This window comes from uncultured Streptococcus sp. (assembly GCF_963521865.1).
Classification (GTDB): domain Bacteria; phylum Bacillota; class Bacilli; order Lactobacillales; family Streptococcaceae; genus Streptococcus.
On record NZ_CAUQWY010000028.1, the window covers coordinates 1 to 23,033 of the forward strand.

The 23,033-nt window shown below is 41.4% G+C and carries 18 protein-coding genes; all 18 read right to left on the bottom strand.

What is annotated here, in order from left to right:
- Positions 1 to 430 precede the first annotated feature (430 nt).
- Positions 431 to 3,139, bottom strand: coding sequence for an FtsX-like permease family protein (locus tag RWO85_RS07620; RefSeq protein ID WP_314415095.1), 2,709 nt, complete (start codon positions 3,137 to 3,139; stop codon positions 431 to 433).
- A gap of 1 nt (position 3,140) precedes the next feature.
- Positions 3,141 to 3,842 carry an ABC transporter ATP-binding protein gene (locus RWO85_RS07625; RefSeq protein ID WP_314415097.1) on the bottom strand — a complete coding sequence of 234 codons (702 nt, stop codon included), beginning with the start codon at positions 3,840 to 3,842 and terminating at the stop codon, positions 3,141 to 3,143.
- A gap of 130 nt (positions 3,843 to 3,972) precedes the next feature.
- Positions 3,973 to 6,384: a glycoside hydrolase family 95 protein gene (locus RWO85_RS07630; protein WP_314415099.1), complete on the bottom strand. Its 2,412-nt coding sequence runs from the start codon at positions 6,382 to 6,384 to the stop codon at positions 3,973 to 3,975.
- 52 nt (positions 6,385 to 6,436) lie between these two features.
- Entirely contained in the window at positions 6,437 to 7,129 is a 693-nt protein-coding gene (locus RWO85_RS07635; protein WP_000240129.1) for a phosphoglycerate mutase, read from the bottom strand.
- 145 nt (positions 7,130 to 7,274) lie between these two features.
- Positions 7,275 to 10,067 carry an isoleucine--tRNA ligase gene (ileS, locus tag RWO85_RS07640; RefSeq protein ID WP_314415100.1) on the bottom strand — a complete coding sequence of 931 codons (2,793 nt, stop codon included), beginning with the start codon at positions 10,065 to 10,067 and terminating at the stop codon, positions 7,275 to 7,277.
- A gap of 251 nt (positions 10,068 to 10,318) precedes the next feature.
- Entirely contained in the window at positions 10,319 to 11,194 is an 876-nt protein-coding gene (locus RWO85_RS07645; RefSeq protein WP_314415102.1) for a DivIVA domain-containing protein, read from the bottom strand.
- A gap of 8 nt (positions 11,195 to 11,202) precedes the next feature.
- Complete coding sequence (locus RWO85_RS07650; protein WP_314415104.1) at positions 11,203 to 11,988, bottom strand: RNA-binding protein; 786 nt, start codon at positions 11,986 to 11,988, stop codon at positions 11,203 to 11,205.
- Entirely contained in the window at positions 11,985 to 12,248 is a 264-nt protein-coding gene (locus tag RWO85_RS07655; protein ID WP_314415106.1) for a YggT family protein, read from the bottom strand. The genes RWO85_RS07650 and RWO85_RS07655 overlap by 4 nt, the downstream gene beginning before the upstream one ends.
- On the bottom strand, positions 12,248 to 12,781 hold the full coding sequence (locus tag RWO85_RS07660) for a cell division protein SepF (protein ID WP_296174055.1): 534 nt from the start codon (positions 12,779 to 12,781) through the stop codon (positions 12,248 to 12,250). The genes RWO85_RS07655 and RWO85_RS07660 overlap by 1 nt, the downstream gene beginning before the upstream one ends.
- A gap of 9 nt (positions 12,782 to 12,790) precedes the next feature.
- Entirely contained in the window at positions 12,791 to 13,462 is a 672-nt protein-coding gene (locus RWO85_RS07665) for a YggS family pyridoxal phosphate-dependent enzyme (RefSeq protein ID WP_314415108.1), read from the bottom strand.
- A 4-nt stretch (positions 13,463 to 13,466) separates the two neighbouring features.
- The gene (gene ftsZ / locus RWO85_RS07670; protein ID WP_313970904.1) at positions 13,467 to 14,720 is read right to left on the bottom strand and encodes a cell division protein FtsZ; all 1,254 of its coding nucleotides are present in this window, start codon (positions 14,718 to 14,720) and stop codon (positions 13,467 to 13,469) included.
- A 16-nt stretch (positions 14,721 to 14,736) separates the two neighbouring features.
- Positions 14,737 to 16,116: a cell division protein FtsA gene (ftsA, locus tag RWO85_RS07675; protein ID WP_314415110.1), complete on the bottom strand. Its 1,380-nt coding sequence runs from the start codon at positions 16,114 to 16,116 to the stop codon at positions 14,737 to 14,739.
- Positions 16,117 to 16,329: 213 nt separating this feature from the next.
- Complete coding sequence (locus RWO85_RS07680) at positions 16,330 to 17,034, bottom strand: TIGR02206 family membrane protein (RefSeq protein WP_314415112.1); 705 nt, start codon at positions 17,032 to 17,034, stop codon at positions 16,330 to 16,332.
- Positions 17,035 to 17,124: 90 nt separating this feature from the next.
- Entirely contained in the window at positions 17,125 to 17,736 is a 612-nt protein-coding gene (locus tag RWO85_RS07685; RefSeq protein ID WP_314415113.1) for an NUDIX hydrolase, read from the bottom strand.
- On the bottom strand, positions 17,723 to 19,096 hold the full coding sequence (gene murF, locus RWO85_RS07690; protein WP_314415115.1) for a UDP-N-acetylmuramoyl-tripeptide--D-alanyl-D-alanine ligase: 1,374 nt from the start codon (positions 19,094 to 19,096) through the stop codon (positions 17,723 to 17,725). Before murF ends, RWO85_RS07685 begins: the two co-directional genes overlap by 14 nt.
- 84 nt (positions 19,097 to 19,180) lie before the next feature.
- The gene (locus tag RWO85_RS07695) at positions 19,181 to 20,224 is read right to left on the bottom strand and encodes a D-alanine--D-alanine ligase (protein WP_314415117.1); all 1,044 of its coding nucleotides are present in this window, start codon (positions 20,222 to 20,224) and stop codon (positions 19,181 to 19,183) included.
- 174 nt (positions 20,225 to 20,398) lie between these two features.
- Positions 20,399 to 20,995, bottom strand: coding sequence for a recombination mediator RecR (gene recR, locus RWO85_RS07700; protein WP_102211345.1), 597 nt, complete (start codon positions 20,993 to 20,995; stop codon positions 20,399 to 20,401).
- Between the two features lie 10 nt (positions 20,996 to 21,005).
- On the bottom strand, positions 21,006 to 23,033 hold a 2,028-nt coding region (gene pbp2b, locus RWO85_RS07705; RefSeq protein WP_314415119.1), incomplete at its 5' end, for a penicillin-binding protein PBP2B.

A 23,033-nucleotide genomic window follows, 5' to 3' on the forward strand; every position in this document is an offset into this window, starting at 1 on the left:
ATTAGATACTGTTTAGTTAATCTTGACATTATAGTTTTTCTGAAACGTTAAATAACCTGTAAGGCTGATAGTGAAATTAATACTATTAGCCTTATAATTATGTGAAGATTCCTTTAGGGATAGTGGTAAGTAATACTAAAGCCTCTTTGAGAGGCAAGTGACGAGTCAAGAGAAATGAGGCTTGAACAACGTGAAAGCCAGCGTCTTTAGGCGCTGGCTGGTAATTTGGGCTTATAGCCCTGGGACAAACCATCCGTTTGACGGGTGGTCATGATTTACGAGTAAATATAATTTCAATCAGATAAAAACAACTACCTTATACTCAATGAAAATCAAAGAGCAAACTAGGAAACTAGCCGTAGGTTGCTCAAGACACTGTTTTGAGGTTGTGGATATAGCTGACGTGATTTGAAGAGATTTTTATTGAGTATTACTCTACAGATTTCAAGGCTTCAAGCATATCAACCTTTCTCAGATGGCGATTAACAAGGAAACCAAGCAAGGTTAAAATGGTGCTTACTGCTAACACTGGGATTACATAGACTTCCCAACCTACCTGCGGATAAAAGAGAATAGTCGCAGGCGAAATCATTTGAATCAAAAATTGATGTAAATAGAAACCAGCTACTAGACCAAGGACGATTCCCACAAGGGACAGCACAATCGTCTCACGGTAAATGTAGAGGGTGACTTCATTATTATGAAAACCGAGAACCTTGATAGTGGAGAGTTCACGGATTCTCTCAGCCACGTTGATATTGGTCAGATTGTAGAGGATAACGATAGCCAACAGAACCGATACGATAACTAAGATGGTCATGGTCTGATTGAGTGAGCTAGCGACAGAGTCAAAGAGCCGAATGGCTGAAGCATTCTGGACAACGCTGGACACCGCAGCTTGATTCATAAGTAAGCCGGCCTGTCTTTCGATACTAGGCGCACTAGAATCCTTTAGCGAGACCAAATAAGTGTTGGCTTGGACTAGCTGTCCATAAATTTGCTCATAGCTAGCCTGACTCATATAAATAAAGTGACCAACGTAATTCTCAGAAATGGCAGCGACCGTTAGTTCCTTACCTTCAATTTCTAGAGTCTGCCCAACCTTGACACCTGCCAGCTGGGCAAGTTTAGCTGTAATAACGACGCCATCTTTTAATGTCAGTTCCTGCTGATGATGTTTCAGATGGATAAAGGGTGTCAAATCCTCCTTCTCTGTCATCATAAGGGTAATGGTTTGAAGACCAGCCTTACCTTTGAAATTCTTGTCTAGCGTTTTAGAATAGATTTTCTGGTAGGCTTGGATATCCTGCCCTTTCAACACTTCTTCTAGCTCTGCCTTGTCCTGATTGGTAGCACTAGGATTTTCAGAGACAATCATCTGATACTGTTGGATTTGTTGAAACTGTCTAGACGGAACTCCTGCTACAGAGGATTGGATTCCCAAACCTGCAAAGAGCAGGGCTACAGAACCTGCCACACCAAAGATCGTCATCAACATCCGCTGCTTATAACGGAAGATATTGCGGGCTGTTACCTTATGAGTAAAACTGAGACGGCGCCAGATAAAACCGATGCGCTCCAGTAAGATTTTAGCCCCTTTAACAGGAGGTTTAGGCAGTAAAAGCTGGGCTGCTTCATCATGAAGTTCCCTCCTAGCCACCAGATAGGCTGGTAACACACTCGCCAACCAACTCAAGATAAGAGCCAGTAAGCTATAGGTCCAATAGAACTGAATCTGGGTTTCTCCCACCACCATGCCTTTTGTAATGACACTTGAAATCACACTGGCTAGTAAATAATGGCCAAGTATACTACCTAGAGCTGTTCCGACAGTCCCAGCTACTAGACCGTAGAGGAGAAATTTAGCGATAATATCCTTACTACGATAGCCCAAGGCCTTAAAAATCCCAGCATGTGTTCGCTCTTCATCCACAAAGCGAGTCATGGTCGTAAAGGTCACCATGGCTGCTACGGCATAAAGCACCACAGGAAAGATATTGCCCACTGCTCGAATACTGGATGAAGCATTGCTATACATGAGATAGCCCTGACCACCTGGTATGGTCTGACGATTATAGACCTGATACCTTGGCTCAGCCAAATCATCCAAAACTTGCTGATGTTTTTCTAGTTTTTCCTTTTCTTGGGCTAGATTTTGTTCAGCCTGCTTTAGTCTATCCTCTTCCTTGCCCAATTCCTGCTTGGCTTGGGTAAATTGAGCACGAGACTGCTCTCTTTGAGCTTGAGGAAGCAAGGCTAGTTGACTTTCTTGAGCCTGTATACGAGCTTGAGCAGTAGCTAAACGACGCTTGCCTTCCTGCAAATTAGTCTGAGCCTTGTCAAGATTCTCTTGCCCCTTATCGAGAGATTCTTGCCCTTCTTTTTTCAAGAGTTGCAGACGTGCCTTGCCATTATCTGACAAAGCTTGTTCAAGGTCTTCCTGATGTTGCTTGGATTTTTCTTCATAATCTGATGAAAAGGCATTTAAACCTGCTAAATCTTGATATTTCAAACGAGCTATATTGTAGACTTTCTGATTAAACTGACTAGATAAAATCACCCCGTAAGCGGTCAGAGTCCCACTTCCACTTCCTGCGTAGCCCATATCTCGCTGGGAGAGGATTTCAGCCGAATCCACAAAACCAGTAATAGTATAGGTATGGTCTTTTAAAGAGGAATGCCCCTCTTCTTTTTCTTTAAAGCTAATCCCCTGTCCCACGCTGTATTGGCCTTGCAAATGAGTGGCCAAAGCGATTTCCTTGTCTGACTGAGGAAGTCGTCCCTCTCTTAGCTGAAAGGTTGAAATTCGCTCTGGTTTGGAGTACAGCCGAATGGCATCCTGGCCATTCTCCATAGTCACATCTGTCAAATATCCAAACTCAACCTCTGCGCCCTCTATCTGTTCTAGTTCTTCTTGATCTGCTTGATCCAAACCATAATTAGACATAACTGCCAAATCCAAGGTTTGAGCAGTCGTTAAATAGTCATTGGCGGTCGCCTCCATGTTGGGGCTAGTCACTTTGAGGCCTACTAAGGCTAGAGACCCTAACATCATCAAGGTTAAGATGGATAAAAAACGCCCCTTGGAGCCTGTGAAGGACTGAATCAAGTCCTTCCAATAAGTTTTTCGCTTGATCATGCTAGTACTCCAAACTGTCAATATCCTGAGGATGCTGGTTGATCACCACATCCTTGACACTGGCATCGTGCATATGAATCACGCGATCCGCAATGGGCGCCAAAGCTCCATTATGAGTCACGATGATCACCGTCGCTCCCTTTTGACGAGACATATCTTGGAGGATTTTCAAAACCTGCTTACCTGTCTGATAATCCAAGGCTCCAGTCGGTTCATCACAAAGGAGGATCTTAGGATTTTTGGCTACTGCGCGTGCAATGGAGACTCGCTGTTGCTCTCCTCCAGAAAGCTGGGCTGGAAAGTTATTGAGACGATGAGCCAGACCTACATCTGTCAAGACCTGTTCAGGATTCAAGGCATCTGTCACGATTTCTGAAGCCAACTCCACATTTTCCTTAACTGTCAGATTGGAAACTAGATTATAAAACTGAAAAACAAAACCGACATCATTGCGGCGGTAATTGGTTCTCTGGTGGGAACTATAGTCTGCAATATTGGCACCATCAATCCAGATTTCCCCTTCATCATTGGTATCCATTCCCCCAAGAAGGTTAAGAACCGTTGACTTGCCTGCACCAGACGCACCTAGAATAATAACCAATTCACCCTTTTCGATCTCAAAATTCACATCGCGATTGGCCACAATCTCCGTGTCCCCAACCTGATAACGCTTGTAACAGTGTTTCATCTCAATATAAGCCATCAGTGCCACCCTCTCTCAAACAAATTACTTCCTACTACCATTATAACGCTTTTTCAGCTAGTTGGAAACTGCTTACATTCTTAAATCCTTATTAAAAGGCAGTCTAAAATCACTGCCTTCTATTATCTTCTTAAAAATAAAATTGAACCAGATCACCTTCTACTGTTGCCACCGAAATACAATCTTTCTCCATGCATTTCGCTTTTATTTTTTCTTGATTCATTTTAATCACACTCTTCTCAATACCTGGATAAGAGACTCGCAAATCTCCTCCACTTCTTGATAAAATGGTCATCTGTAAGAGTTTTTTATCCTCCCAACTCATGCTAACTTCAAAATGTCCACGTGCCATTAAGCCTGAAACAGAACCTGTTGACCATGCATCGGGTAGGGCGGCTAGAGGTACCAGATAAGCTGTATGAGACTGGAGTAACATTTCTGCCATTCCACTGCTAGCACCAAAATTACCATCTATCTGAAAAGGAGGATGGCTACACCAAAGATTTGACAAGGTGGATGTCTTTAACTGCTCTGCTAATAATTTATGGGCTCGATTGCCATCTCCTAGACGCGCCCAAAGATTGATCTTATTAGCCTTGGACCAGCCTGTGCCGCCATCTCCACGATCATTGAGGCTAGCACGCGCCGCTTCAATATACTCTTGTCCCTTGTAGCTAAAGAGATTGCCAGGATAGAGTCCCACTAGATGGGAAGCATGCCGATGCTGGGCCTCCACTTTCTCATTTTGAAAATACTGCTCTTCCTCCTCATACCACTCCCTGATTCGACCAGATTGAGTGATTTGAAGAGGATTAAGCAAGTCAAACTTCTCCTTGACCTCAGTCAACAAAGCCTCATCCAGTCCCAATTCCTGAGCAGCCTGAATAAAATCATGAAATAACTGCCAAATCAGAGATTGGTCATAGGTATTGCCAATCGAAATCGGCCCATGTTCTGGAGAATAAGACGGAGAAGACACCCAACGCTGCGCCTGCTGATCCTTATGTAAAAAATCATTCCAAAAACGAACCGTTTCCCTCAACATGGGATAAATTTTCTCCCTAAGATAGTCTTGGTCCCTATAAAATGAATAGGCTTCATAAACAGTTTGCATCATCCACGCATTGGCAGCTGGAGACCAACCCCAATAGTAATCCCAACCAGGTGCCGTCCAGCCAAAAGGAGTCGCTTGAGTATGAACCAGCCAACCATTCTCCTCCCCTTCCTGAGAGACGATTCCTGTATACCTTGCAGCTGCTAGACGACCATAAACACGCAAATCATCTACATAGTTGATGACCGGAAAGGCCATCTCTAGGAGATTGGTAACATAGGCTGGCCAATAATTCATCTGCAGATTGACATTTAAGTGATAGTCCGAATTCCAAGGAGGATTGTCGACCGCATTCCAGACTCCCTGTAGGTTAGCTGGTAGCGCATCTGGGCAGTCTCTGGACGAACTAATCAATAAATACCGTCCATACTGGAAGAACAACTCCTCCAAAGCCTGCCCCTCTTGTGGCTTATAATTTTTTAGCAAATCATCTGTAGTGGATGCGTCAACATCAGCTCCCAAATCCAATTGAACACGCTGGAATAAGGCTTGGTAGTCCTCAATATGCCTTGATTTCAATTGGGCATAGTCCTTTTCTTTAGCTGTCTCCACCAAGTCTATCATCTGTTGCACTAAATCTAGTTTCTTGCGATAATTGCTAGCAGGATTTTGAGCAAAATCCGTCTTAGCCGCCAAGAAGAGATTAGTATAACTAGCCCCTGATATCTGAACCTTATCTGACCTGACTATAATGTCTCCATCCGTTTCCCAAGCTAGATAACTAGCAAATTGCAGATTATTATCCTTAACTCTTCCCTTCATCAAGATATGAGAATCAGTAATATCCAACTTACACTCCTTGTAATCAGATTTTTCCTGCTCATACTTTCCATCAGAAGCCAAATCACAGGTCAAAGATAGTTCTATAGTAAAATCTAGAGTTTCCAACCCTTCCTTAGTAAAATGTTGAACCAATAGATCATCTGGAAAACTCGCAAAGGCTTCACGTTCAAATCGCGTTCCCTTATAGGCATAAGAAGTCGTCGCAAGCGCCTTACTAATATTCAGCTGTCTCTGATAGTCCGTCACCTGAGACAAAGTTGTGCCTTGCTGGCTGAACTCAATGAAAATATCTCCAAAGGACAGATAGGTCCCATATTGACTCGTTTGGGGCCCAACTAGGTGCTGTTCAGCCAGTTCCTTAGCTCGATTGTAATCTCTCTTTTCCAAATCCTGCCGAATCTCAGCTATAAAAGCATACTGGTCCTGAAGATTTCCACCCTGATAATCTGAACTATTAGAAAGTGGACCTCCAGACCAGAGACTTTTTTCATTAAATTGAATCCGTTCAGCACCTATAAGCCCAAATACTTTAGCCCCTAAAGAACCATTGCCTATCGGTAAGGCCTCTTCTTCCCAACCCTTATATGTTGTTGATGCTGGTTGCTTGTAGGCCAATACATAATCTTGTTTTTTATTCCTTATCATACTACCATACTAACATAAAAAGCCTAGAAATCAATTCTAGACTTACATTTTTTTATTTTCCAAGGTAGTATTCAGAAACTACGTTCAATTTTTCGTCGAATTCGAATACCAATGGTGGGAAGTTAGGGATTTCCACGTCCATGATTTCGTCATCTGACAAACCTTTGATGTGTTTTACAAGGGCACGGATTGAGTTACCGTGAGCTCCTACGAATACGTTTTTACCATCTTTAAGAGCTGGAGCGATTTTATCTTCCCAGAATGGAAGGGCACGTTCCAAAGTCACTTTCAAGTTTTCAGCATCTGGAATAACTGAATCGTCAAGTGAAGCGTAACGACGGTCTGTGTGAGCTGAGTGCTCATCATCACGGTCCATGTTTGGAGGCAATACATCGTATGAACGACGCCAGATGTGAACTTGCTCATCACCAAATTGTTCAGCAGCTTCAGCTTTGTTTTTACCAGTCAAACCACCGTAGTGACGTTCGTTCAAGCGCCATGATTTTTCAACTGGAACCCACAATTGGTCAGAAGCTTCAAGAGCCAAGTTAGTTGTTTTGATCGCACGTTTCAATACTGAAGTGTAAGCTTGGTCAAATTCGATACCAGCTTCTTTGATCAATTTACCAGCGTCAATCGCTTGTTGTGTACCTTTTTCAGACAAATCAACATCAGCCCAACCAGTGAAAAGGTTAGCTTTGTTCCATTCAGACTCACCGTGGCGAGCAAAAACCAATTTTACCATTAGATGGATTCTCCTTTAAATTTTCCGAGGTTTCCCCTCGTTTATCTATTCTATTTTACACAATTTTTCACAAAAAAGCTAGTCAAAACCAAAAAGGAAAGGACTGTTTGGCAATCCTTTTCCTTATTAGTATCATACAACAACCTTATTTCTCTTCAAATCCTTCTGCGACTGCGTCCGCAAAGTTTTCTTCTACGATGCTTGCACAGTGGTCACAGATGACTGCCTGGTAGCTGCGTTCTGCTGTTGTTGGGTCGATACGACGACAACGGTCACATACTTGGCCTGCAGCACGGTCTACTGTGAAGGCTACATCTTCGAAACTAACGGCAGATTCTGGAGCTGGTCCTTCTGCGATGGTCAAGTCTGACACGATCAAGAGTTGAGCTACATTGCTGTTTACTGCTTCGAGTAAAGTTTTCACAACTTCGTTTGGATAAACAGTCAAGTGAGCTTCAAGTGATTTACCGATTACTTTGGCATTACGAGCTTCTTCCAAGGCTTTTTGAGCTTGTCCTCGGAAATCCATGAAGGCTGCCCATGTATCCAAGACTTCTTCTTGATTAGCAAAAGTTTCCGCTTCTGGCAATTCTGACAATTGAACGAAGTCTTCTGCTTCAAACTCAAGATATGACCAGATTTCTTCCGCAGTGTGAGGAAGGATTGGTGTCAAGAGTTTGGTGATTTTCACAAGAATGTCATAGAAGACAGTCTGCATTTGACGGCGTTCCAATGATTTGGCACCTTCGATGTAAACAACATCTTTAGCAAAATCAAGGTAGAATGCTGACAAGTCAACGTTGATAAAGTTCACCAAGGCCTTGTAGATTGTCAAGAATTCAAAGTTTGCGTAAGCATCACGAATGGTCTTAACAAGCTGGTTAAAGCGAATCGTCATGTACTTATCAACTGAACGAAGTTCATCGTAAGTGACTACATCTTGAGTTGGGTTAAAGTCAGATGTATTGGCAATCAAGAAACGAAGAGTGTTACGAATCTTACGGTAAGTTTCAGAGACTTGACTCAAGATATCCATAGAGATACGCACGTCGTTGCTTGAGTCTACACTTGTTACCCAAAGACGCAAGATTTCAGCACCAAATTGTTTTTCAACATCGCTTGGAGCAATGGTATTTCCAAGAGATTTAGACATCTTCTCACCTTTACCGTCAAGGGCAAAACCTTGTGACAAGATTTGTTTGTAAGGTGCTACGCCATGGTTGGCAACAGATGTGATGAGTGAAGAGTTGAACCAACCACGGTATTGGTCAGAACCTTCTAGATAAAGGTCTGCTGGGTAAGTCAACTCAGGACGGTTTACTACGACTCCATTCCATGATGAACCTGAGTCAAACCAAACGTCCATGATATCTGTTTCTTTCTTGAACTCGCCATTTGGTGAGCCTGGGTGGCTAAATCCTTCTGGCAAGAGGTCCTTAGCATCACGTTCCCACCAAATGCTTGAACCATGTACTTCAAAGAGTTGAGCCACATGTTCAATCGTTTCAGCAGTCATGATAGCTGTACCGTCTTCAGCATAGAAGATAGGAAGCGGGACACCCCAAGCACGTTGACGAGAGATAACCCAGTCGCCACGGTCACGAATCATATTGTAAAGACGGACTTTACCCCATTCTGAGTGGAATTTCACTTTTTCAATTTCGTCCAAGATTTCTTGTCGGAATTTAGAAACTGAGGCAAACCATTGTGGAACTGCACGCCAGATGATTGGTTTCTTAGTACGCCAGTCAAATGGGTATGAGTGAGAGATTTCTTCTTGGGCAAGAAGGAGGCTGCCAAGTTTTTCAATAACAGTTGGAACAACCTTGTCATAGAATTGACCTTCAAACTCAGGACCAGCATTCTTCATCATGATACCACGTTCGTCAACAGTAACTGCGACTTCAAGACCATTAGCAATACCAACATTGTAGTCGTCTTCACCGAAACCTGGGGCTGTATGGACAATACCTGTACCAGAGTCAGTCGTAACGTGATCACCAAGGATAACCAATTCATCTACAGCTGTATCCCATGGGTGTTCTGTTACGATGTGGTTGAGTTCTTGACCACGGTAAGTTGCCAAGACTTGAACATCAACCCAGCCAAATTTTTCAGACAAGCTATTCAACAATTCTGCAGCAACCACAAACTTGCGATCTTCACCAGCAGGTTGAACCAAAACGTAATCAATATCTGCACCAACAGTCAAACCACGAGAAGCTGTGATGGTAAATGGAGTTGTTGTCCAGACTACGATGTAAGTATCTGTATCTAGAACACCTTTGCCATCTTTTACCTTATTGGCATAGTAAAGGGAAGTTGAAACCAAGTCATGGTATTCAATCTCTGCTTCAGCAAGAGCAGATTCAGATGACCAAGACCAGTAAACTGGCTTGGCACCACGGTAGATATAACCTTTATTAGCCATTTCACCAAATACACGGATTTGGGCTGCTTCATAGTCAGGAGTCAAAGTCACATATGGATTTTCCCAATCACCAGAAACACCCAAACGTTTAAAGTCTTCACGTTGTTTATCTACTTGAGAAAGAGCGTATTCGCGGCAAAGTTTCAAGTACTCAACCAAGTCCATTTCTTTACGTTTGACACCTTGTTTTGCCAAAACTTGCTCGATTGGCAGACCATGAGTGTCCCAACCAGGGATAAATGGTGCGTAAAAACCTGACATAGATTTTGAGCGAACAATGATATCTTTTGAAATCTTGTTCATAGCATGCCCTACGTGGATATTCCCATTAGCATATGGAGGCCCATCATGCAAGGTAAAATGTGGTTTCCCTTGGTTCAATTCTTGACGACGTTGATATAGCTTTGCATCATCCCATTCTTTTTGCCAAACTGGCTCTTTAGTAGGAAGACCTGCACGCATTGGGAATTCAGTTTTCCCAAGATTAAGGGTATCTTTAAGTTTCATGGTATCTCCTTTATAAATAATAACAAATTAAAAACCACGACTGCCAAAAAGGACGAAAATCGTGGTACCACCTTTATTCGAAAAAAGACTATGCTTTTTTCCTCTTAACCCGTAACGTGGGAAACGTCAAATCTTACTCCATTCAGACTTGATTGTTTGAGAGGATAATCTTATCAATAGGGATTACAGGACTCACACCATCTCCTGCTCGCTGGAAATATAAGGATAAGATATTGTTCTCAGAATATTTCTTATAAAATTGTAACAGATTCTTGCGGAGCCGTAAAACCTGATTCTGAGTTTACAGCTTCAGTAGCGGGCGTTGGGCCTGAGTAATGGCTTGGGACTACTTCTGGCTCTTCATACATTGGACCAACTGGATGAGCTGGACTTTCTTCAACAACCGGAGCTGATGAAACCATTTGTTCCTGCTCGGCTCTTGCTTCAGCTTCTGCAAGTTCCTTATTAGCCGCTTCGATACGCGCTTGCAACTCTGCCATTTCCTCGGGAGAAAACTGGCGAGTAATATCAATCGGTTCTTCCTCTGGATGTTGTTGCAAGACAGAGTCACCTAAGACTTCGCTGACCACTTCTTTGAAGGCCTCATCACTTGTCTGAAGATAAGTCGCTGTTGGGCGAAGAATATCTTCCCAATCTGAAGATTCGACAATTGCTAACTGGCTCTCAATTGTAGATTTAAGACGTTGATGGAAGACACGACTCTTGTTCTTCAATTCTTCTGTTTCAACAGCAACTTTCTTAGCATTATCAGTTGCGTGACGAAGAATTTCATTTGCCTTGTACTTAGCTTCTTCCAATAAACGTTGTGCATCTTGCTCTGCTTGATGGATAATATTGTTTGAACGTTCAGCTGCAGCTTGTTTTACTCGTTCAGCTGTATCTTGTGCAATCAATACAGATTGACTCAATGAATCTTTCATCTCATCAAAGTAAGACAAACGCTCTTCCAAACTCTTAATATGTAAATCCTTATCATGATTAGAGCGGACTAAATCTTCATAATCACGGACTACAATATCTAAAAACTCATCTACTTCTTCTTGATCAAACCCTCTGAAGCGTGTGCTAAAGGTTTTATCTTTGATTTCTAACGATGTAATTGGCATATTTTTCCTCACTTACTTAATAACAATTGGACCGTTAATTTCTTTTTATCTTTTTTTGTTTGCCCATTATCTCTAATGAGTTTCAATCGACCAAATTTCCTTACACTAACCAAATCACCAACTTGAACCATATAATCTGATTTTTCAACTAAATGGTAATTAACTTGAACTGCCTGTTTTTCAATTAACTGACTTGCCTGATTTCTAGACAGTTTGAAGACACCTGCTAGAAAGACATCTAATCTAGAACTAGCGATACAAATATCTAATTCTTGATAATCTTCTACTGTAGCAATTTTCTCAGTAAAATCCCGCTCTTCTAGACGAACCGGTAAACGAGCAATTTTCGTAATGCCGTCTTGAAAAAGGAGCATAAATTGTCGATTAATGATAATCTGTGCCCTTTCTTCGTTGACCAAGATATCACCAAATAACTTCCTATCAATTCCCAGCTGATTTAAAACAGTCCCTAATATTTTTGCATGTGTTAATCGTTCAAACTTATTAGGATAAACTATTTCCTGCAAGGATAGTTCAAAATCAGTGAATTCAGGCTCAAAATAATCAGGATACAGGAGTATCCGTACATATTCAGTTTCAAGAAACTGCCGACTGCTCATGTAGGAGATGCCGTTGGTTGATGCTAGAACTTTTAAAATCTCTTCTTGATGAGGATTTACAAAGGGGCTTAAAAAAGGAGAATAAGAATCTTCTACCTTTTTTATCCATTCTACTCCCTTATCAATAAAAGACGAATCATTCTTAGAAAAGTGTTGATAAATCATCTTGTTCATAGAAAAATCACTAAAAGTCGAATCAATTGGTTCCCTATAAAATGTACTAATAATACCGCAATCCATACAGACAAGTCAAGACCTGCAATCTGAAGGGGTAAGCGTTGTAAAGGAGCTATTATCGGTTTCACTAAGCTAATAATCAAGCGACCTAGCCGTGACTCATAAGCATTTGGGAACCAAGACATCAGAGCAAAAACGACTAAAATCAGTGAATAGATATCCACTGCATTTTGAATAAAACGAATGAGAAAGAGCATTATTTCACTCTCGTACGTTTCATGTCAAAACCAAATTCACCATTTTGTGATTCATCTGGTATTTTGATATCTTCAATATTGACAACAACATCAACTGGTGTCAGCAAGTACATAGTAGATGCTACCTTTTTCATGTTACCAGCTAAAACATGACGTGCCCCATCCAGATAATCCAAACAACGACGTGCTTGAACTTCCGTCATGTATTGAAAATCAATCAAAATACTTTCGTTACCAGCTAATAAATCAACAATTTCTGTAGCATCTTCATATTTGCGTGGATAACGAACATCAATCGTCACCTTATCAGTATAACGTTGACTTTGCATAGCCAATTCTTGTTGACGAGCATGAAGACGAGTAATGTTTTTTTCTTTAGATGGCGCAGTCGCAGCTTGTTGAGGTAACTCTTTTACGGAAGGAACTGGAGCCACAATCGGTTCCTCAGCTTTAGGCTGATACGTATTAGCCGTATCTTCTCCATCTTCTGTAAAATAATCTATAAATCTATCAAATCTATCTTTTAAAGACATATTTCTTTCCTACTTAAAAAATGCTGTGCCAACTCTGACAAATGTTGAGCCGAATTCAATCGCTTCCTTGTAGTCACGACTCATACCCATACTCAAGTCCGTCATTGGCATATTGGAAATTTGTTTTTCTCTAATTTCTAGTTGCAAATCCTGTGTAGCTTTAAAAATTTCTTTCAACTCATCACTACTAGCTTCAAAAGGAGCCATAGTCATCAAGCCTACATATTCAATTTTATCTAAGGTTGCTAATTCTGGCAAGAGCTCCAGTAGTTCTTCCTTTGAAAAACCATGTTTGCTCTCTTCCTTTGAGATATTTACTTGTAAGAAACACTTAACAACTCGGTCACTTCTCTTTTGAATTTCCTCTGCTAGCTTTAATGAATCCAAAGCGTGGAAATAATCAACATACTGAATGACATCTTTGACCTTGCGTCTTTGCAAAGTACCAATCAAATGCCAGCTGACATCTCTGTCTTTTAAAGCTTCATATTTCTCAAGGAACTTATCTACACGATTTTCACCAATATGATACACACCTAGCGGAAGCAAAGCCTCCGCTGTCGGTACGTCTACATATTTTGTAACAGCAACAACTGAAACAGAATTATCTTCTCTTCCTGCCTGCTGACTTGCATCTTTAATTTGTTGAAAAACACGTTCTGTATTTTCTTTCAAATTCATTTACTTAACGATTTTTGAAAAATGGAGGAGTTTCTAATTCGTCCTCTTCTAAAGATGGTGCTTCGAAACGTTCAACTGGTGATACAAGGGAATCAGTTGGACGAACAATCGTCTCACGTCGCAAATCCCAATCACCAAATGCTGATGTTTTAGAAGTTTCTGTACGGCGAGGTGCTGGACTTGGAATTTCTGCAGTTTCAGCCATGTCATAGTGACGGTCATAGTTACGTGTATAACTTGGGCTCACTTGTTCATGACGAACAACTTGTTTTGGTGCATGTCCAACAACTTTTTCAACACGATCTTGACGAACACCTGTTGCAACAACTGTTACGCGAATTTCATCACGCATGCTTTCATCGATAGATGTTCCGAGCCAGATGTTCACTCCTTGACCAGCTGCTTGGTTAACGATTTCCGATGCTTCTTCTGCTTCAATCAAAGTCAAGTCAAGTCCACCAGTAACGTTGACGATGACATCCTCTGCACCGTCAATCGTTGTTTCAAGAAGTGGTGAGTAGATTGCTTTACGAGCTGCTTCTACCACACGTTCTTCTCCACTACCAATACCAATACCCATTAGGGCGTTCCCTTTATTTGCCATAACTGTTTTCACATCGGCAAAGTCAAGATTAATCAAACCAGGGTTTGTAATCAAGTCAGTAATTCCTTGAACACCTTGACGAAGTACGTTATCTGCTTCGCTAAGTGCTTCAAGAAGAGGAGTTTTCTTATCAACAATTTCAAGCAAGTTGTTGTTTGAAATAATCAATAGAGTATCTACATGTTCACGAAGTTGATTGATTCCTTCAACAGCAAATTGTCCACGTTTGCTTCCTTCAAAACCAAAAGGACGTGTCACAACACCAACAGTAAGAGCACCTAAATCTTTAGCAATACGGGCAATAACAGGAGCTGCACCAGTACCTGATCCTCCACCCATACCAGCAGTAATGAAGACCATATCCGCTCCACTGATAGCAGCTGTCAATGTTTCTTCGCTCTCTTCAGCAGCTTTTCGACCAACTTCAGGTTGACCTCCAGCACCCAAACCACGTGTCAATTTAGGACCCAACTGAATTACGGTCTCAGCTTTTGTACTACTCAAAGCTTGTACATCTGTGTTTGCTGCGATAAATTCTACACCCGTAACACCTTCGTCAACCATGCGGTTAATAGCGTTACCGCCACCTCCACCAACACCGATTACTTTAATAACTGCACCTTGAGCAGCCGCTGTATCAAATGAAAATGTCATAGTTTATTTTCCTCTTTTATTCATCAAACATACTTCCGATTAAGCCACGGAAGCGATCTGCGATTTTTTGTTTATTTTGAGAAGATACTTTATCCTCTTTCGGAGCAACTACGTTCGTAGAAGCTGATGGTTCAACCTCTGTATTTGAAGCTGGTTGAATAGGAGTAGGTTGTGACACCTGCGTAACACGTTGGATCATCCCACCAAAATTGATTGGTTGGTGACGCAAGGTATCTTCACCCTTGACTGCTCGTTGTGCTAACAAATGCACTTCAGTCAATTGACCAGCAAATTCAGACAAGCTAATCACATGAGCAAAGGCAGGATTACGAATTCCAACTTGATTTGGAACGTAAAGTTTGACACCAACGTCAAAAACTTCCTGTGCAAGTTCTACAATACCTGGTAAAATAGCATTTCCACCAATCAGAACAATTCCACCTGGAAGATCCAACAAATGTCTTCTTTCCAACTCTTGTTTAATCTGTTCAAAAATGTGTTTAATGCGAGCTGAAATAATCTCTGCCAAGTAGCTTTCTGTAACTTCTACAGGCTCTACTTCACCAATCACTTCAACTTGGAAGGTTTCATTGCTGGCAAGTGATGGGTAGGCTTCCCCATAGTTCAATTTCAATCCTTCAGCTAATTTCTGTGAAGTCTTCAAGACTTTAGAGATATCTTTTGTGACATAATCTCCACCTTCTTGAAGAATATTTGTAAACTGGAGTTCTTGGTTACGGATTGTAGCAACAGTTGTTTGACCTGCTCCCATATCAATCACAGTAGCTCCAAATTCACGCTCCCCTTCGTTCAAGACTGAACGAACCAAAGCCAATGGTGAAATAATAATATTTTCAACTTGAACACCTGAGCGCTCAACTGTCTTGCGTAAATTGTGAAGAATAGTACGCGGACCTGTGTAAAGTAAGCCACGCATTTCAAGACGAACCCCCATCATACCACGTGGGTCACGAATACCTTGAAAACCATCTACGATAAATTCTTCTGGAATAAAAGTAATGACTTCACGATCTGGTGTCATACTCTTTGTCAAGGCTGATTTGACAACATTTTCAACATCTTGATCTGTAATTTCTTTTGTATCAGATGTAACGGGAATCATTCCTTGAGTTGGTTCTACTTGCAAAAGATTTCCAGGCAAACCAACATTCACTGATTTAATTGAAATGCCAGCCTTCTCTTCTGCTTGGGAAATAGCTGACTTGATAGCACTTGCTGCCGCTTCAATATCAACGATAATCCCATCCTTTACACCTTTGCTCTTGGCATTACTTACACCAATTACGTTTAGTTCACCATTTCTAAGCTCAGCAACCAATACCTTAATGGAATTAGTTCCGATATCTAAGCCTGTAAAAAAACCATCTCTAGCCATTACATCGCATCCTCTCTCTTCCAAGTTTCAAACTTCTATTCAATATAGCTAAAACAGGACATAGCTATTCACAGAATATTATAACACAAAAAATCCAATCGTGCTTAGTTTTTTCCTAAATTTACTTGCTATTTTTTCACTTTCGCTCATCAGCTTTTTTATTTTCCAAACAAATTATAAAAAATCAGATTTATGAAAAAAGAAAGCTCATTTCTAAGCTTTCTTTGCAGTCATTTTTTCTGCTTCTTGTGCTAAAAATAGTTCCAAGATTTTCTTTGTTAACGTAATCGCCGCTGATAAGGCCAGGGAAACGATTAAATAATTAGCTACTAAGCCATGGTCCCCAATCAATGGTGGTTTTGTCAAGAATCCATAATCTCCACCTGTTACTAAATTGACCACAAAAATTAAGGCATTTAGGGCAAAGGTCATGAGAAAAATTCCCTTCACATCCAACAATCGTGCATCATACTGTCTCAATAGATAAACTAGAGAGTTCCCCAAGAGAGCTAAGTGGCCAAAGATAAAGGATAAAATCGCAATATGTGGGAAAGGATAGGCATCTGGAACTGGATAAATAAAGGCTGCTAATGTCCCAAATGTTCCTAGTAATGCAAAATACTGCCTATATTTAGACTGACCAGGAAGCAAGAGCACCACAAACATAGCCATACGGCAATGGTAAAAAGGTAGGCTTTCTGACAGCGGCATATGATTGACCCCATACCAACCATAAAGTAGGATCAACTGAACAGCCTGCAAGATTTGGAAAAATCGTTGGTAAACCTTCTTTTCACGATAGTGATAGGCTGTATAAAAGGTCAAGGCTAAGAGCGTAAATAGGCTAACATACCAAAAAAGATCAAACTTGGGTGGCTCGCTTGCCTGAGTCGTAAAGAAAATATCCCATAAATTCATCTAGTCTTCCTCATGATTCAAAATTTTCCTGAATATTATTATACCATGCTATTTGTCAAAAATGGATTTAGAAATACGATAATCATCTTTTTAGTCAAGATATTGCTCCCTCTGATCTTGATAAACCTGCCAAAGAATCTCTATTTGCTCTTTGGTAATGCGTTTTTCAGATAAGTTCGGCAGTTGGTCAATGGCAAAAAATTGAAGGTCAGCAATTTCTTGATTTTCTTGGAATTGCCCAGCGAGAAGCTTACATTCAAAAACAAACTTTGCATACTGTTTGCTCTGTAGTTGGAAACGATTGGTATCAAAAACAGCTAGCAGTCTTTCAACTTTAGCTTCAAAGCCAGTTTCTTCTTCAATTTCCTTGAGAATATTTTCAGTTGGAGAATAGCCAACCTCACCAAAGCCACCTGGCAAAGCCCAACTATCCTCTCCCTGTCCCCTAACTAGACATACTTTTTCATCCTCAACAATCCAAGCACGAACATCCATTAAAGGAGTCGCATAAGCGGACGTTGGCTTCAAGACTTCTGCCACTTCTTCCGTATCAAGGTCTGATGCTTGATTCAACATTTCAGATAACAGACTTCGCAAGTCCTCATAACGCTCGTGGTCAAAAGGATCCTTTGTAAATGTTAATCCAGTATCTGTAATGGCAATCATTCTTTGCAAATACTTGACAAAATCACTTGTCTTCATGTTCTAAACTTTCTACCAGCTTGGCTAAATTCATAGAGTTGGATCCTTTGAGCAGGATCTGGTCATTATCTCCAAGGCTTTCTTTGACCTGCTTAGTCATAGCCTCCAATTGATCCTCGTTGGCTGTTTTTTTGAAGTAATAAACATGGCCGATTGGGAACATTTGACTGGCCAATTGGGCTAATTCAGCAATGTCTTCTCCGTAGAAAATCACGGTATCAAGCACATCTGGTGAGAGGCTCAAGATCATCTGATTATGAAGTTGAATAGACTGGTCGCCCAGTTCCTTCATATCCGCCAACACTGCAATTTTCTTGCCACCTTCATTGGTCGGAATGGCAGAGAAAGTCTCTAAAATCAGTTTCATAGCAGTTGGATTGGCATTGTAAACATCTGACAAGACATCTGCTCCATTGGCTGCTTTCTTCCACTCGGTACGGTTACGCGTCAATTCAAGATGTTGGAAAGCCTGACGAATTTGCTCCTCTGAAACTCCTTCTTGTAGGGCAACATAGGATGCAATCATAGCATTGGTGGCATTGTATTTACCAGTCACTGGCAAATCGAGGACTTGTCCCAAAAAATTAGCCTTAAAGGTCAGACTATCCTTACGCTCAACCAAGTCTGTGATTTCCAACTCTGCTCCTTGCCCAAAACGGACTACCTTTTTATCAGTTGGCAAGTAGTCCTCTACAATTGGATCTGCTGGTGCCAAGAGCAAGGAATTCGAAGACATCCCGTCTGCAATTTGCATTTTTCCTTTAGCAATCTCAGAACGGTCTTTGAAAAAGGCCAAATGGGCTTCTCCAACCAAGGTCACGATGGCTGTTTTTGGACGCGCCAATTCAGACAAGAGATGAATATCTCCCAAGTGATCCTGTCCCATCTCCAAGACCAACTTTTCTGTCCCTTCAGGCATATGGAGGACTGTGTAGGGAAGGCCAATCTCGTTATTATAGTTTCCTTGTGTTTTGTAGGTTTTGTAGGTTGTTGATAGCAAGTGCGCCAACATATCCTTGGTCGTTGTCTTGCCGTTTGAACCTGTAACTGCAAAGACATCAACTCCCGTTTTCTCAAGATAGTAGGCAGCTAGTTGTTGAAAAGCAGTTAAAACATCATCTACTAAAATATAAGGATGATTTGCGACCTCTTTCTCAGACAGGGTTACTACTGCACCATTTTCAAAAGCTGTTTCGATAAAGTCGTGACCATCACGCGCACCTTTGAGGGGCACAAACAAGTCCCCTGTAGCAATCAAACGACTATCAAACTCAGCTTTTTCTAACTGGGTGTCCTCAAAGATGCTGATATCATTTTTAGCTCCGACAACTTTGGCCACTTCATGAATTGTTAATTTCATTTCTACTCCTTTAAAAAGGGTTGAAGTCCGAGAACTCAAGTCACCTTGCAGTGACGGTTCTGGCTTCTACCCTCTCTTTCATTTTTATAGCAAATGCGCTTCGCGCTTGTTAAAACTTTCCTTGGCAAGGTCAACCAAACGCTCAATTAGTTCTGGGTAGCTGATCCCCATATTGTCCCAAAGTAGTGGGTACATAGACCACTGGGTAAAACCTGGCATGGTATTGAGCTCGTTGAGGAAAACCTCTCCCTTATCTGTATAGAAGAAATCGCAACGAGAGAGACCGAGCCCACCAATGGCACGGAAGGCAGTTTCTGCATTTTGACGCATGACAGCTGCCACATCATCACTGATCTTGGCTGGGATGTCCATAGTAATCTTGTTATCAATATACTTGGCATCGTAGTCATAAAAGGCAACATCCTTGACTACTTCTCCTGGAAGGGTGCTTTTGACATTGTAGTTGCCCAAGAGACCAATCTCGATTTCACGGGCATTCACTCCTTGCTCAACCAAGACACGACTGTCATATTGGAAGGCAAGTTTCAAGGCTTGGTGGAGTTCTTCTTGATTTTCAGACTTAGAAATACCGACACTAGAACCCATGTTTGATGGTTTTGTGAAAACTGGATAAGTCAATTTTTCTTCCACTTCAGCGATTTTAGCAGTCACATCATCACCTTCGACGATGGCCACATAAGGAACTTGGGCAATACCAGCAGATTCCAAAACACGCTTGGTGGTGATTTTGTCCATGGCAAGGCTAGATGACAAGATGTTGCAACCAACGTAAGGCATTTTCAAAACTTCAAGGAAACCTTGAACAGAGCCATCTTCTCCCATCGGACCATGAAGGACTGGAAAGACCACTGCCCCTTCTTCATAGATAGCACTTGGAGCAACTTTCTTATCCCAATCAATGGTTTCATTGGTCATGAGACGGTCCTCTTGACCAGGAGTCTGGCTAAATTCCTGAGTTTTGATAAAGTCACCAGACTGGCTAATGAAGAAAGTCTTGACTGTGAAACGATCGTAGTTGACCGCACGCATGACACTCTCAGCTGAAAGGACAGAGACTTCACGCTCTGCACTACGCCCACCATATAAAAGAATAATCGTTTGTTTCATTTTATTTGTTCCAATTCTAATAGAATACTCGTTCTTTAGTATATCATATTTGCTTCTTTTTTGAAACTTGAACCTGATGCTGGTGCTCAATAAATCTAAAAAGAGACCGATAAAACAAATATCGACCTCTGTGATTTTTGTATAAATGAATTGAGTGTGTTAATTTGTCTAGACTTACAGCTCTGTCCGATTTTCAATGGCTCGTAAGAGTGTAACCTCATCCGCATACTCGATATCTGCCCCCACAGCAAGACCACGTGCTAGGCGCGTAACTTTGATCCCAGCTGGCTTGAGCAAACGTGAAAGATACATGGAAGTTGCTTCCCCATCTGCTGTAGCATTGGTTGCTACGATTACCTCTGAAACTTCACTGTCCATCAGACGAGTCATGAGACTCTTGAGATTAATATCATCTGGACTGATGCCATTCATGGGAGAAATCAGACCATGCAGAACATGATAGAGTCCGTGGTATTCTTGGATGTTCTCCATAGCTGCCACATCACGACTATCCTCGAGAACTAAAATTGTCGTCTGGTCACGAGTCGGATCGGTACAGATAGAGCAAGGATCGTCATCAGTCAAACGACCACAGATGGTGCAATAGGTTAGCTCTCTCTTCGCAGAAAGGAGGTTTTTGGCAAATTCATTGACATCGTCATCAGACATCCCAATCGTATAAAATGCCAGACGGGTAGCCGTTTTAATCCCGATACCTGGTAACTTGGAATAACTGTCAATTAGTTTAGCTATAGGTGTTGGATAAAGCATAAGTTCCTTTCTAATTCATTGGATGATGTTGGTTATAAAGATTGATAATATCGCGCGCAATGGAAGGTCCGACACCGTTTGTAAGGTTGGTATTATGAGGGAAGACAACAGCTACAGCGATTTGAGGATTATCTGATGGTGCATAGGCCACGGCGTTGGTGTTGTTAGCTTTTTGACCTCCCGCAACATAACTTTCGGCAGTACCTGTTTTCCCACTAATGGATACAGCTGCACCATTGGAAAAGGCACGACCTGTCGTCAGAGCACTCCCCCCGTGAGAAACTTGATAAAATCCTTGTTGGAGGATGGAAACATCAGACTCAGAAATATTAATTTTATTCATTTCCTTGGTATCAATAGATTGGATTAAGTTTCCTAAACCACCTTGTTCATTATTCCCATAAATTCCCTCGACAATGTGAGGTGCAATCCGAACACCGTTGTTGGCAATGGTTCCAACATACTGGGCCAATTGCATTGGGGTGTAGTTATCAAACTGACCAAATGCATTGGTAATGTAATTAGCAAAATTATACTCTTTTGGTATAAAACCAGTTGACTCATCTGGAAGGTCAATGCCTGTTGAGGCTCCAAGACCATATTCAGCAAATGTCGAACGAAGTTTCCCCATAGCGGATTCTAAATTGTTAGTTAAAACAAACATATTGGGTTGATAGGTTTGACCCATAATACCCAAAGCCGTTTGAACCATATAGGTATTAGAAGAATACTCCAAGGCTTCCACAGCTGTAATCGGGAATGAACCGTAGGCTTGAGTATACCAAGAATTAATTGGAGCTGAACCTTGGAAGACAATCGGTTGGTCTGTCAAGGTCTGATTCCCTGATAAGACTCCATTCTCCCAACCAGAGCTGATGGTCGCCGCCTTGACAACCGAACCTGGGACAAAGACATTGGTTACTGTTCCCAAGGAATCAGGTGTTAAATCTCCCGTTTTCAAATCATGTTTAAGCCCTGACATAGACAAAACTGCACCTGTTTTTGGGTTCAAAGCAACTGCATAAACACCTTCAGAATATCTGGCTCCTCCATTTCCTAACTCAGAATTGAAATAACTCTTAAGCAGATTGTCCACGCTATCTTGAAATGCCAAATCGATGGTCAGTTTAATATTGTTCCCTTTGGTACCGTCTTCGATATTTTCGACACTTTCCATGTTGCCATACTTGTCTAGATGGATTTCTTTCACCGAGCGTTTTCCTTGCAAGATTTCTTCATATTGTTTTTCTAGATAAGAGGTTCCAACACGGTCATTTAGAGAATAGCCCTTTTTAATATAAGCATCTGCTTCTTCAGCTGGGAGACCAGCTTTTTCACTGGATACACTACCTACTATAGAAGAAAGTGAGGTATCTAGAACCTTTCGATCCCACGAAGTCGAAATACTAATACCAGGTAAATTCTTAGAGGCCGAAGCTATCAAGGCAATCTGTGTATCTGTCAAGGAATCTGTCGCAACGGTTCCTGTCGCAAAATTTTCTACTGCATTGAGTTGGCTAAAGAGGTAAATTTCTTTCTTTTCTTCATCCGAGTAGGTAAATTGACTTGGATCTATGCTTTTTACCGTGTTATTGTAAAGCTCAGACTCAGATAATTGATTCCCATCAGAATCAAGGCGTTTCTCACGTGGTAAACTTTCCACTGTCTTCTTATAAACATCTTGATCTGCTAGGTAATAGTCTGCTAACTGTCGATCAGTCAATGTTGGAGAAGAAACTCCCACATAGGCTAGCAACTTCTTAGCTGTTTCTTTCAAATCTGCAGCCGTCATCTTGTTGTTCCTTGTAAAAGATACAACTTGCTTGATGGTGTTTTCGACGAGAGGTTTCCCTGTTGCATCGTAGATTTGTCCACGAGCCGAACTAGTTGTCACCTTTGTTTTACTTGCCGATGCTAGTTTTGTCTCATAAAAATCTTCGTTCAAAACCTGCATGTAAAGCAGGCGACCAATGATGGTCATAAAGAGCAAAATAACAATTGAAAACAATAAATTAAGCCGAATCGGAATCGAATGGCT